The sequence below is a fragment of the Pseudomonas sp. SA233 genome (assembly GCF_054792385.1).
Map to the genome: position 1 here is coordinate 5,265,387 of NZ_CP096449.1, position 12,698 is coordinate 5,278,084.

A 12,698-nucleotide genomic window follows, 5' to 3' on the forward strand; every position below is an offset into this window, starting at 1 on the left:
AATAGTGGAGTTACCGCCGCATTCGCGGGTGAACCCGCTCCCACAGGGACCACCTTCTCCCTTTAGCTTGAGCTCAACCATGAGACTGTCCCGCTTTTTCATCGACGCCCCCCTGAGCCTTGGCGAGCATGACCTGCCCGAAGCCCAGGCCCACTACATCGGCCGCGTACTACGCATGGCCCCCGGCGACGCCGTGCAGCTGTTCGACGGCAGCGGCCAGGAATACCGCGGCCAGTTGCTCGAAGTTGGCAAGAAAACCGTGCGCGTCAGCCTCGACCAGGCCCTCGCCGGCCAGGCCGATTCACCACTGCACGTGCACCTCGGCCAAGGCCTGTCCCGTGGCGAGCGCATGGACTGGGCGATCCAGAAAGCCACCGAGCTGGGCGCCAACGAAATCACCCCGATCGTCAGCGAACGCTGCGAAGTGCGGCTGAAGGACGAGCGCGCCGACAAGCGCCTGGCCCACTGGCGCCAGGTGGCGATCAGCGCCTGCGAACAATGCGGCCGCTCGACCTTGCCGGTCATCCACCCGCCAGTGACCCTGGCCGAGTGGCTGAACAGTGCCAATGCCGACCTGAAACTGGTCCTGCACCCGGTGGCCGAACCGCTCACCAGCCATGCCAAGCCGGCCACCCTGGCCTTTCTGATCGGCCCCGAAGGCGGCCTGAGCGAAGCGGAGGTCGAGCAGGCCAAGGCTGCCGGTTTCCACGCCGCACGCCTCGGCCCACGCGTGCTGCGCACCGAAACCGCACCAGTGGTTGCACTGTCGGTGGCACAGCAACTGTGGGGCGACTTTTAACTATCGCACGTAGAACGACACCGCCACGAAGTGCATGAGGCTACCGGCGATCACGAACAGGTGCCAGATGCCATGCCAGTGGCGGAAGCGGCTGTCGAAGGCGAAGAAGATGATGCCGACGGTGTAGAACACCCCGCCGGCAGCCAGCCAGGCAAAGCCGGCGCTGCCGAGCGAGTGCAGCAATGGCTTGACAGCCACCAGCACGATCCAGCCCATCACCGCATAGATGATGATCGACAGGATGCGCGCTTCGGAACGTGGCTTGATCTCCTGCAACATGCCGATCACCGCCAGCCCCCAGACAACCCCGAACAGGCTCCAGCCCCAGGGCCCGCGCAGGCTGACCAGGCAGAACGGCGTGTAGCTGCCGGCGATCAGCAGGTATATCGACAGGTGATCGAGCTTGCGCATGATCACCTTCGCCCGCCCGCGAGTGCTGTGGTACAGGGTAGAAATGCTGTACAGCAACAGCAATGTGCTGCCGTAGATGGAGAAACTGACGATCTTCCACGGGTCACCCTGCAGGCCCGCGACCACGATCAGCCAGATGGCACCGATACAGGCCAGGACGGCACCGACCAGGTGGGTCCAGGCGTTGAAGCGTTCACCGTAGTACATGCAAACACAGACCTCCTGAGGTGGGCTGGGTTCCTGCGCCCTTCTGTTCCGGCCTCTTCGCGGGTAAACCCGCTCCCACAGGGATCCCACGATACCAGAGGGTGGCGCACTACCTGTGGGAGCGGGTTTACCCGCGAAGAGGCCCTGTGTCTTACATCCTACCCAAGCTCAGGTTGCAGTTCCGCGTCACGCACCAGCCGTTCCAGCCCGACCAGGTCCGGCACCCGCGCCACCTGCTCACCCACCTGCACCGCCGCCAGCTCCAGACGGCCCAGCGCCACGTCCACGTAGTTCAGCTGGCTGTCGAGCTTGCAGGAGCGCGGTATGTCCTGCAGCAACAACGCCAGGTAGCGCAGGCCGGTATCACCCAAGGCATTGAGCACCACCACGCGTGCCCGCTCGCCGCAGGGTGTCTCGCCACCGCACGCGGCTTCGAAGCCGATCAGCGGCAGGCGCTGCTGGCGCCAGCCGATCCAGCCCAGGTGCCAGGCCGGCTCGCCGCGTTGGCACACCACGTTGCGCTGGCCACTCAACTCGGCCACCGCCACGTTGGGCAACACCAGGGTACGGTCACCCAACGGCAGCAAAAGCCCGGTCAGGCTGCTGCGTTGGCCGGCGATCAGTTCAAGCATGGGTCTGGCTCCAGTGGGCAATGCTCTGCAACAGGACCGACTCCTGATACGGCTTGCCCAGGTATTCGTTGACGCCGATGGCCATGGCGCGGTCGCGGTGCTTCTGCCCGGTGCGCGAAGTAATCATTATGATCGGCAAGTCTTTCAGACGTTCGTCACGGCGGATACGTGTGGCCACCTCGAAGCCGTCCATGCGCGGCATCTCGATGTCCAGCAGCAACACATCGGGGCGGTGTTCTTCCAGCAGGGCCATTGCATCGACCCCGTCCTTGGCCGTCAGCACACTCATGCCGTGGCGTTCCAACAGGCGGCTGGTGACCTTGCGCACAGTCACCGAATCGTCCACCACCATTACCAGCAACGCCCGCCGTGGCGCCGGGCCGAACACCTGGCGCCGGGCCGCACCGCCGCCCGGCAGGCGCGCCAGGCGCCGCTGCTGGCCACGCAACTGGCCCAGCAGGTCGAGAATCAGAACCACCCGACCATCGCCCAGCAGCGTTGCCCCCGACAACCCGGCAACTGCGGCAAACTGCGGCCCCAGGCTCTTCACCACGATCTCGCGGCTGGGCGACAGGCTGTCGGCCTGGATGGCGAACGACTGCTCCTGGGAATGCACCAGCAGCACCGGCAGCGGCACGCTCTGCCCGAGCAATGCCGGGCGCGGCATGCCCTGCAGCAGCTCACCCAGGTAGCGCAGCTCGTATTCGTGGCCGGCGTACACATAACGCGGGGCGTCCAGTTGGTAGCACGCCGCCAGTTCGGCCGGCGGCACGCGGACGATGCCCTCGATGGTGTTCAGCGGAATGGCGTACTGCTCTTCGCCCAGGTGCACCATCAGCGCACGGTTGACCGACACGGTGAACGGCAGGCGGATCAGGAAGCGCGCCCCCTTGCCTTGGGCCGACTCGATACTCATCGAGCCACCCAGTTGCTTGACCTCTTCGTGCACCACGTCCATGCCCAGGCCACGCCCGGAAATCTGGGTGATCTTCTCGGCAGTGGAAAAGCCCGGTCGCAGGATGAACTGGAGGATCTCGTGATCGCTCAATTGCGCCTGCGGGTCCAGCAGGCCGCGCTTGATGGCCTTGCGGCGCACCGCTTCCAGTGGCACGCCGGCACCGTCGTCGGTCATTTCGATAACGATGTCCGCGCCTTCGTGCAGCAGATTCAGGTGAATGGTGCCCTGCTCCGGCTTGCCGGCGGCCAGGCGTATTTCGCGGCTTTCCAGGCCATGGTCGACGGCGTTGCGCAGCATGTGCTCCAGCGGCGCCACCATACGTTCGAGCACGCTGCGGTCGAGCTCACCCTCGGCATTGCCGACCACCAGCTCAACCTGCTTGCCCAGCTCGCTGGCCACCTGCCGTACCACACGCTGCAAGCGCGGCACCAGACGCTCGAAGGGTACCATCAGGGTAGCGGTCAGGCCTTCCTGCAACTGGCTGTTAACCCGCGCTTGCTGCTGCAGCAGGCTGTGGGCTTCCTGGGCGCGCTGTGCCAGGGTTTCCTTGAGGTCAAGCAAGTCCGAGGCGGACTCGAACAAGGCCCGCGACAGTTGCTGCAGTTGCGAGTGGCGGTCCATTTCCAGCGGGTCGAAGTCGTCATAGGCATCGCCTTCGAACTGCTGCCGGCTGGACATCCGCCCTTGGGTCTCGATATCCAGGCGCAGCAACTGGTCGCGCATGCGCTCGAGGGTGGTTTCCATCTCGTTGAGGGTGAATTGCGCATCGTTCACCTGCTGCTCGATGCGCCCACGGATGATCGAGTGCTCACCGGCCAGGTTGCCCAGGTCGTCGAGCAGCTCGGCATCGACCTTGACCATGTCGCCTGGTGCCCGCTCCGGAGCCACCGCCGGCGCCTCACTGGTCGCGGCCTCGACCGGCCCTTGGCCGGCAGCGCTGTCGGCCAGGGCCGAGAAGCTGAAGTTGCGGATGTAGTCGATCAGCGCGGTGGCAGCATGCAGCGGTTGCCCCAGGCGCACGGCATCGAGCATATGCGCCAGGCGGTCATGGCAGTTCTGCAGCAAGGCGAACAGTGGCGCGCTCGGTGGCATACGGCCTGCGGCCAGCAGTTCGTAGAGAAACTCCAGCTCGTGGGCCAGGTCGCCGATCGGCGCAATTTCGACCATGCGCGCCACACCCTTCAGGGTGTGCAGGTCGCGCATCAGGTTGTCCACCTCGACACTGCTGCGCGGGTCGGCCTGCCAGCGCGCCAGGGCAGCGGCGGCACTCTCGACGATGTCCGAGCTTTCTTCGAGGAAGACTTCCAGCAGCTCTTCGCCTGGGCTTTCCGGCTCTTCGACCAGCGGCTCGGCCACAGCTGGCAGCAAAGGGTTGTGCGCAGGCCCGAGGCCAAGGGTATCGGCCAGGTCCATGTCCGGATGCAACGGCGTGACCGTGTCGATGCCCACCAGGCCAGTGGCCTCCGGTGCCAGGGCCTGGCCAAGCAGGTGGCGCAGGCTGTCGACCAGCTCTGGCCTTGGCGGGATGTCCTGCCCGGCCGCCACTTCGTCGAGCATGTCCAGCAGTGCTTCATGGGCCCGCTGCACGTGGGCGAAGAACCGTGCATCGGCGGGCAGGCTGCCCTCCTCCACGGCGCCGTACAAGTCGAGCAAGGCCTCGCACACGTCATCCATCTGCCACAGGTCGGCCAGATGCGCAGCGTGGCCCAGGGTAGTCAGTTCGTCGAGCAGGGTGTCCAGCGCATCGCGCTGGCCGGGCTGTTCCTGCCAGCGCGACAGCAACGACTCGGCATCCAGCAGGATATCCATGGCCTGGGCCAGGAAACTGGCAATCGATTGCGGGTCGCGCTTGCTGCGCCGCCCATGCTGCGGGTCGTCATGCAAGCTGGCCAGGTGCCCGTCAACCGCCTGGCCGACCTGCTCGATCAGTTCCGCGGCGCCGGGGATGGCTGCCAACGGCGTGCTGTCGAGTTGCGCCAGGCCCAGGTGGAACAGCGAGCGCGCAGCTTCCAGCCATTCGATCTCGGCCATTTGCAGGGGCAGTTGGTGGCCCTTGTATTCACGTGCCAGGCGGTCGAAGGCGGTGGCCAGTTCGGCGACCGGCATCACCCCGGCCATGGCGGCACTGCCCTTGAGCGTGTGCAGGGCGCGCTGCAGGCCATCGCTGACCTGCGTATCGTGGCCGTCGGCGCCCTGCAGGAAAGCATCCAGGCTGGCCAGGTGGCCCTGCGCCTCGCTGCGGAAAATGTCGAGCAGTTGCGGATCGAGGCCGTCGATGTCGGCCGCCACCGGGGCATCGTTTTCGGCCAGGGCATGCAGGTGCCCGGCCAGTTGCTCAATTTCCGTCAATTGCGGCAACTGGCCTGCGGCGAAGTCGGCCAACAGGTCGGGCAGGTAGACGAATACCTGCTGCAGGGCCACCACGCCTTCCGGGCTGAGCACGCTGCGGCCCTCGAGTACCCGGTTCAGCAGGTGTTCTGCGCCCCAGGCCAGCTCGGCCACCGCCTCGGCATGCACCATGCGGCCACTGCCCTTGAGCGTATGCAAGGCGCGGCGTACTTCTCCCAGTGCCTCGCGCTGCTGGTTGTCGGCACGCCAGCGCAACCAGTGGCGCTCGATTTCCGGCAGCAGTTCACCGGCCTCGTCGAGAAACACTTCACGCAGCTCGTCATCGATGCCATCAGCGCTACCATCCTGGCCTGCGGTGGCCTCGACCATCGCGCAGTGCACACCCAGTGTCGCCAAACTGGCGCGCGCCATGTCGATGAAGGGCTGGCCATCCGCCAATGGGTCCGCCACCCGCCATTGCAGGTAGCATTCGGCGGCGCTCAGGGCCTCGGCCAAGTGCGTCAGCTCATCGGCTGGCGGCTCCACCTCCAGGTGCTGCAGCCACCGCTGCACATAGCTGGCGCAACCGGCAAACAGCTCGGCCACGGTCGGCAGCATCAACATCGCCAGCGCACCACGAATCTGCTGCAACAGCCCTGGCAAGGGTTGCAGGCGTTGCCGAGGCCAGCCGGATTCCAGGCAATCGCCGATCAGGTCCTTGGCCTGCTGCAGCACGTTCAGCGACTCGTTCAACACCAGCTGGCGGATTTCGGCCAGGTCCGAGCCCGGCAGGCCGCCCTGGCCGTTTTCCTCCAGCGGGCCGACCATGCCATTGAGCGTGGCCTCCACGTACAGCAGGGCCCCCGCTACATCCATCAACACCGCGTCGTCCACGGCCCGCTCGCCCTGGGCCAGGGCCTGCAACGCCAGCACCTGGTCGATGATCACCCGGCGTGGCTGTTGGAAGCCAAGCACCGCCAGGGTGTCGGCCACGTGGCGCAGCGGTGCCAGCAGGGCATCGAGCTGCTCGCTGTGCTGGCGGTCGCCACGCACGAACTGGTCCAGGCGCTCCTTGATGCGCATCAGGTCGTCGCACAGCGCGGTCACCACCGAGCGCAGGGCATCGCGGCCCGGCCCTGCCTGCAGCTGCTCGCGCCAGTTGCCCAGCGACAGGTCGAGGTTGGCCAGGTCGTCGGCACCGGCAAAGCGTTGGGTGGCGCCGCTGATCAGGCTGGCCTGGGCCAACGGCTCCTCGCCACGGCAGGCACGCAGCTGGTTGAGCAGCGGCAGCATCACCAGTGGCAGGTCGTGGCGGGCGCCGCGCAGGCGCTCCAGATACGATGGCAATTGCTCCAGGCCGCGGAACAACGCGCCCAGGCAATCACCGCGGGGGCTGACCTGACCATCGGCCAGGGCCTTGGCGAACAGCTCCAGTTCTTCAGCCAGGCGCGTGGCACCGCGCAGTTCGAGCATGCGCAGGCAACCGTGCACCTGGTGCAGGTTGTCGACCACGAATGCCAGCATCGACAGGTCGCCAGGCTCGCCGGCAAAGCGCTCCAGCGCCTGGCGCGCCTGGCCCAGGCAGTCGAGGATGGCGGCTTTGGTCCAGGCCAGCGCCACGGTGTCGTGGCGCTCGGGGCTTACAGCTGCTACAGCCATGGGCATTCCTCGGCGCGGCTTTTCAGTAGAGCTCATCAGTAGGGCTCTTCACTTGGGCTCTGCTGGTGGTGGCAGGGTGAACCCGGACACCGAACGGCGCATCTCGCTGGCCATGCGTGCCAGGTGGCGGATGCTGTCGGCAGTGGCGCCGGAGCCGGCGGAGGTCTGCGCGGTAATCTGCTGGATGACCGCCATGGTGTGGGAGATCTGCCCGGCAGACGAAGTCTGCAGCTGGGCGGCATCGGAGATGCTGTGGATAAGGTCGGCAAGGTTCTGCGATACGCCTTCGATCTCGGCCAGCGCCACCCCGGCATCCTGGGCCAGGCGGGCACCGCGCACCACCTCGGCGGTGGTCTGCTCCATGGATATCACCGCCTCGTTGGTGTCGGCCTGGATGGTGCGCACCAGCGCTTCGATCTGCCGGGTGGCCGACGACGAGCGTTCGGCCAGGCGCTGCACTTCGTCGGCGACCACGGCGAACCCACGGCCGGCCTCGCCGGCCAGCGAGGCCTGGATCGCCGCGTTGAGGGCGAGGATGTTGGTCTGGTCGGCAATGTCGTCGATCAGGCTGACAATATCGCCGATTTCCTGGGAAGACTCACCGAGGCGCTTGATCCGTTTGGCGGTGTCCTGGATCTGTTCGCGAATGTTGTCCATGCCGTTGATGGTGTTGTGCACCACCTCGTTGCCCTTGTTGGCGATCGCCACCGAGCGCTCGGCCACCTTGGCCGACTCGTAGGCATGCGCCGAAACCCGGTCGATCGATTCGACCATGTCGCCAACCGCCTCGGAAGCCTCGCTGATCTGCTCGGCCTGGTGCTCCGAGGCCTTGGCCAGCTGGCGTGCGGTGTTCTGTGTGTCCTGCACGGCGGCAGCGACCTGCACGGCACTGTGGTTGATGGTGGCGACCAGGTCGCGCAATTGGTCCACGGAATAGTTGATCGAGTCGGCAATCGCGCCGGTGAAGTCTTCGGTCACCGATACGGTCACGGTCAGGTCGCCGTCAGCCAGCTCTTCGATTTCGTCGAGCAGGCGCATGATCGCCTGCTGGTTGCGTTCGTTCTTTTCCGCCGTCTCACGCAGCTGGCGGTTGGTGGTGCGTACCATGACCAGGCCGATGAGGATGATCGAAGCCAGCGCCAGAAGGCCCAGGACATAGCCGCCGACGGTGTCGAGCGTGCGCCCGCCAGCCAGGTTCTCGAAACCGTTGGCCAGGTGCGAGGCCTCGTCGAGCAGGGTTTGCGACAGGCTGAAGATGTTGCCCGCAGCCTCGCGCACGCGGAAGAGTTCCGGCGAGGTTTCGAGGATTTCATCCACCGAGCCGGCAACGAACTGGAACAGCTCGGCAATTTCAGCCAGGCGCGCACGGGCGTCGGCGTCCTCGACACGGGTCACCTGGATCGCCGCGTTGCCACTGAGCATGCCCTCGAGCACCTGGCCGAAGCGCCCGGCATCGCGGCCGAAGGCATCCGCCGCCTGGGCCGCGGCGTCGTCACCGGCCAGCACGGTGTTGACCGAGCCGAGAATGCGTTCGGCCAGCAGCAACTGGCGCTGGGCCACCGCCACCTGGCTGGCCGGGGCGCCACTCTGCAGCAGGATTTCGACCACTTTCTCGTATTCCACCTGCAACTGCGGCACGGTCTCGGCCAGGGTCGCCGCCACCTGGTGCAGCGACAGCACGGTCTGCTCGCTGGCCAGGATGGTGTCGGTGTTCTTGCGCAGGTTTTCCCAGTCGCGGCGTACCGCTTCCATCTCGTCACGCACCATGGGCGGCGCAGGTGGCAGGCCGGTGGACTTGTCACCCTCACGCAAGTAGCCCCAGCGCCGTTCGAAATCGTTGCGCGCGTCCGACAGCAGCTTGAAGGCCAGGGCCTTGCCGGTGGCGGCTTCGGTGGCGTTCTTGGCGATGCGCTGCGACAGCACCCGCAGTTCGCCGGCGTGGCCGATGTACTGCTTGTCGTAGTTGGACTGGGTGTTCAGGTAGGCAAAGTTGGCGAACAGCAGGATGATCGACAGGATCAGGATCAGGAACAGCACGGTGATCTGCGCGATGCTGCGGGTACGTGGGGTCACGGTGGTGACGGGGGTGGCAGGCTTGTTCACGTTCGCAGGTCCTATAACGCCACATCGAGAAAGCCCGGCGCCTGGGCCAGGGCGAAGGGGCTGAAGATCGCCCAGTTGCGTTCACGCGGGAAATGCCCCTGCACGAAAGGTGCAGCGGCGCGGATCAGGGGCTGTGGCGGCGACAGTTGCAGGCTGTCGAGGGCAAAGTGCTGCAGGCCCAGCACCTCGTCCACCAGCAGGCCGACGAACAGGTCCTCGTGGTCCAGCACCAGCACCCGCCGCTGCTTGCCCGGGGCGGCGTGGCCCAGGCCGAAGAAACTGCTCAGGTCCATCACCGGTAGCAGCCGGCCGCGCAGGTTGGCTACCCCGCAAACCCACGGCTGCACGCCGGGGACGCGGCTGCTGCGCGGTTCGCGCAGCACCTCGGCAACCTCGCCCATGGGCGCGACGAACCATTGCCCGGCTATGCGGAAGCCGATGCCGCTCCACTGTTGCAGGCGGTTGTCCTGCGGCGGCTGGTCGGCGACCAGCAGGCGGCAGCGCCGGTCGATGTCCAGCAACAACTCGAAGGCGGTCAGCGACGCGCCCTGCGGGCGGGTGGTCAAGCCCCGAGCACTTCTTTGAGCTTGGCGATCAGCGCGTCCTCTTCCACCGGCTTGGTCAGGAAGTCACGGGCGCCCTGGCGCGTGGCCCAGATACGGTCGGTTTCCTGGTCCTTGGTGGTGACCACGATCACCGGGATGGTGCTGGTTTCCGGGTCCTTGCTGAGCTGACGGGTTGCCTGGAAGCCGTTCATGCCGGGCATCACGATGTCCATCAACACCGCGTCGGGCTTGTCCTGCCGTGCCAAGGCCACGCCATCGGCACCGTTGTTGGCCTTGAGCACCTGGTAGCCGTGCTTTTCCAGCCATTCGGTCAATCGGTACATCTCTGTCGGCGAGTCGTCGACAATCAGAACTCGGGCCATGCTGGTTCCCCATCAGGAAAGAAAGACCGTGCCATGGCGGGGCGCGGTCAGGGTGCGTGTTGTTGGGCTGCGGCAAAACCGGGCACGTGGGCGCGGATCGCGTCGAGCAGTTCTTCCTTGCTGAACGGTTTGGTCAGGAACTGGTCGGAGCCGACCACCCGGCCGCGGGCCTTGTCGAACAGGCCGTCACGTGACGAAAGCAGAATGACCGGGGTGTCCTTGAAGGCACTGTTGTGCTTGATCACCGCGCAGGTCTGGTAGCCGTCCAGGCGCGGCATCAACACATCGACGAAGATGATGCTGGGCTGGTGGTCGACGATCTTGGCCAGGGCATCGAAGCCATCGCTGGCGGTGATCACCTCGCAGCCCGCTTCACCGAGCAACATCTGTGCGGTGCGGCGGATCGTGCGCGAGTCGTCGATCACCATCACCTTCAGGGGTTGTTCCATCACTTGGGCTACCGTCGCTGCTTATGCCGAATTCCTGGAGCTGCTGCGCAGCCCCAAAGGCCTGTTGTATAGCGCTATGACTGGCATTTTTAGCACACTCCGGGTGGCCGTTCCATCTGCGGCGCCCCTTGACCGGCGGCGTTCACGGCGCCACCCTGAGCCACTTTTCTTTCGATCCATCGCGGCCACGTGCCGCCAAGAGGAACCACCCCATGAGCGTTCGCCTCGGCATTGTCATGGACCCCATCGCGTCCATCTCCTACAAGAAGGACAGCTCGCTGGCCATGCTGCTGGCCGCCCAGGCGCGCGGCTGGAGCCTGTTCTACATGGAACAGCGCGATATGTACCTGGGCGCCGGCCAGGCCCGTGCGCAGATGCGCCCGCTGAAAGTGTTCGCCGACCCGGCCCGCTGGTTCGAGCTGGGCGAGGAGCAGGATAGCGCGCTGGCCGAGCTGGACGTGATCCTGATGCGCAAGGACCCGCCCTTCGACATGGAGTTCGTCTACAGCACCTACCTGCTGGAGCAGGCCGAGCGCGAGGGGGTACTGGTGGTCAACCGCCCGCAGAGCCTGCGCGACTGCAACGAAAAACTGTTCGCCACCCAGTTCCCGCAGTGCATGGCGCCTACCCTGGTCAGCCGCCGTGTCGACATCCTGCGCGAGTTCGCCGACAGCCGTGGTGACGTAATCCTCAAGCCGCTGGACGGCATGGGCGGCGCCTCGGTGTTCCGTCACCGCAAGGACGACCCTAACCTGTCGGTGATCCTCGAGACCCTGACCCAGCACGGCGGCCAGCAGATCATGGCGCAGGCCTACCTGCCAGAGATCAAGGACGGCGACAAACGCATCCTGATGATCGACGGCGAGCCGGTGGACTACTGCCTGGCGCGCATCCCGGCCAGCGGCGAGACCCGTGGCAACCTGGCCGCCGGTGGCCGTGGCGAGGCACGCCCGTTGACCGACCGCGACCGCTGGATCGCCGCCCAGGTCGGCCCGACCCTGCGCGAGAAGGGCCTGATGTTCGTAGGCCTGGACGTGATCGGCGACTACCTCACCGAAATCAACGTCACCAGCCCCACCTGCATCCGCGAGATCGATGCCGCCTACAACACCGACATCGGCGGGCAATTGATGGATGCCATTGATCGCCAGCTGAAGGCGCGCTGACCGCCGACGCACGGCAACAACCCAGAGTGGGGTATGATGCGGGTCCTTTTGGCCTGGCCTGCTACCCCGCCCTGCGGTTGCTGGAAACCCGATGACGCTGCCCGCTGACATCCCCGCCGACCTGCTGCCCCCCCGTGTTCGCCCGGTGGACCGGCTCGGCTTTACCCTGTTCCTGGCTGCCCTCGTGCACCTGGCGCTGATCCTCGGCGTCGGCTTCAGCGTGGTCAAGCCTGCCGAAATCCGCCACACCATGGACATCACCCTGGCCACCTTCAAGAGCGAGAAACCGCCGGAGAAGGCCGATTTCCAGGCCCAGGACAACCAGCAGGGCAGCGGCACCCTGGACAAGAAAGCGGTGCCCAAGACCACCGAACTGGCACCGTTCCAGGACAGCAAGATCAACAAGATCACCCCGCCACCCGCCGCGAAGCCCGAGGTGGTACCGCCCCCTGTCCCGCAGAAGTCGGCGGTAGTGACCACGGCGCCCAAGCCGCAGAAGGTCGAGCCCAAACCCAGGGAAAGCAAACCGCAGCCCAAGCCGGCAGCTCCGGCACCGGACTTCGACAGCTCACAGTTGTCCAGCCAGATCGCCAGCCTGGAGGCGGAACTGTCCAACGAACAGCAGATGTACGCCAAGCGCCCGCGCATCCATCGGCTCAACGCCGCCTCGACCATGCGCGACAAGGGTGCCTGGTACAAGGAGGAGTGGCGCAAGAAGGTCGAGCGGGTGGGCAACCTGAACTACCCCGATGAAGCGCGCCGGCAACAGATCTACGGCAACCTGCGCATGATGGTGTCGATCAACCGCGATGGCTCGCTGTACGAGGTACTGGTGCTGGAGTCGTCCGGGCAACCGGTGCTTGACCAGGCGGCGCAGCGCATCGTGCGGCTGGCGGCGCCGTTTGCGCCGTTTACCGGGGACCTGGCCGAGTTTGACCGGCTGGAGATCATCCGCACCTGGCGCTTTGCCCGTGGGGACCGTTTGTCCAGTAACTGACCTGCGGCATTACGCGGTCCCTGTGGGAGCGGGTTTACCCGCGAAAGCGTCCGACTAAGCG

The 12,698-nt window shown here is 65.9% G+C and carries 10 protein-coding genes; 3 read left to right on the plus strand and 7 right to left on the minus strand.

All coding sequences use genetic code 11. The annotated features are described in order from the left end of the window. Nucleotides 1-79 precede the first annotated feature (79 nt). On the plus strand, nt 80-799 hold the full coding sequence (locus M1D87_RS24155; protein ID WP_013974521.1) for a 16S rRNA (uracil(1498)-N(3))-methyltransferase: 720 nt from the start codon (nt 80-82) through the stop codon (nt 797-799). On the opposite strand, the gene trhA is transcribed toward M1D87_RS24155, so the two are convergent. From trhA to M1D87_RS24190, 7 genes are all read right to left on the minus strand, one after another. After that, nucleotides 800-1,417, minus strand: a complete 618-nt coding sequence (gene trhA / locus M1D87_RS24160; protein WP_013974522.1) for a PAQR family membrane homeostasis protein TrhA — start codon at nt 1,415-1,417, stop codon at nt 800-802. A 158-nt stretch (nt 1,418-1,575) separates the two neighbouring features. Continuing rightward, nucleotides 1,576-2,049: a chemotaxis protein CheW gene (locus M1D87_RS24165; protein WP_123084785.1), complete on the minus strand. Its 474-nt coding sequence runs from the start codon at nt 2,047-2,049 to the stop codon at nt 1,576-1,578. Beyond that, entirely contained in the window at nt 2,042-6,994 is a 4,953-nt protein-coding gene (locus M1D87_RS24170; protein ID WP_123084786.1) for a hybrid sensor histidine kinase/response regulator, read from the minus strand. Before M1D87_RS24170 ends, M1D87_RS24165 begins: the two co-directional genes overlap by 8 nt. Nucleotides 6,995-7,042: 48 nt before the next feature. Further along, nucleotides 7,043-9,097: a methyl-accepting chemotaxis protein gene (locus M1D87_RS24175; protein WP_013974525.1), complete on the minus strand. Its 2,055-nt coding sequence runs from the start codon at nt 9,095-9,097 to the stop codon at nt 7,043-7,045. An 11-nt stretch (nt 9,098-9,108) separates the two neighbouring features. Beyond that, on the minus strand, nt 9,109-9,663 hold the full coding sequence (locus M1D87_RS24180) for a chemotaxis protein CheW (RefSeq protein WP_003257767.1): 555 nt from the start codon (nt 9,661-9,663) through the stop codon (nt 9,109-9,111). After that, a complete protein-coding gene (gene pilH, locus M1D87_RS24185; RefSeq protein WP_003257768.1) occupies nt 9,660-10,025 on the minus strand; it encodes a twitching motility response regulator PilH in 366 nt (121 codons plus the stop codon). Before pilH ends, M1D87_RS24180 begins: the two co-directional genes overlap by 4 nt. A 47-nt stretch (nt 10,026-10,072) precedes the next feature. Next, on the minus strand, nt 10,073-10,474 hold the full coding sequence (locus M1D87_RS24190) for a response regulator (RefSeq protein ID WP_003257770.1): 402 nt from the start codon (nt 10,472-10,474) through the stop codon (nt 10,073-10,075). A gap of 212 nt (nt 10,475-10,686) precedes the next feature. On the opposite strand from M1D87_RS24190, the gene gshB reads away from it, so the two are divergent. Together gshB and M1D87_RS24200 are read left to right on the plus strand one after the other, a co-directional pair. Continuing rightward, the gene (gene gshB / locus M1D87_RS24195) at nt 10,687-11,640 is read left to right on the plus strand and encodes a glutathione synthase (protein WP_039612489.1); all 954 of its coding nucleotides are present in this window, start codon (nt 10,687-10,689) and stop codon (nt 11,638-11,640) included. A 91-nt stretch (nt 11,641-11,731) separates the two neighbouring features. Continuing rightward, nucleotides 11,732-12,637: an energy transducer TonB gene (locus M1D87_RS24200; protein ID WP_013974528.1), complete on the plus strand. Its 906-nt coding sequence runs from the start codon at nt 11,732-11,734 to the stop codon at nt 12,635-12,637. Nucleotides 12,638-12,698: the final 61 nt, after the last annotated feature.

Bases quoted from the DNA above. Each gene is read 5' to 3' on its own strand.
- M1D87_RS24165 (WP_123084785.1), bottom strand. From the start codon at position 2,049: ATGCTTGAACTGATCGCCGGCCAACGCAGCAGCCTGACCGGGCTTTTG.
- M1D87_RS24200 (WP_013974528.1), top strand. From the start codon at position 11,732: ATGACGCTGCCCGCTGACATCCCCGCCGACCTGCTGCCCCCCCGTGTT.
- trhA (WP_013974522.1), bottom strand. From the start codon at position 1,417: ATGTACTACGGTGAACGCTTCAACGCCTGGACCCACCTGGTCGGTGCC.
- pilH (WP_003257768.1), bottom strand. From the start codon at position 10,025: ATGGCCCGAGTTCTGATTGTCGACGACTCGCCGACAGAGATGTACCGA.
- gshB (WP_039612489.1), top strand. From the start codon at position 10,687: ATGAGCGTTCGCCTCGGCATTGTCATGGACCCCATCGCGTCCATCTCC.
- M1D87_RS24155 (WP_013974521.1), top strand. From the start codon at position 80: ATGAGACTGTCCCGCTTTTTCATCGACGCCCCCCTGAGCCTTGGCGAG.
- M1D87_RS24170 (WP_123084786.1), bottom strand. From the start codon at position 6,994: ATGGCTGTAGCAGCTGTAAGCCCCGAGCGCCACGACACCGTGGCGCTG.
- M1D87_RS24190 (WP_003257770.1), bottom strand. From the start codon at position 10,474: ATGGAACAACCCCTGAAGGTGATGGTGATCGACGACTCGCGCACGATC.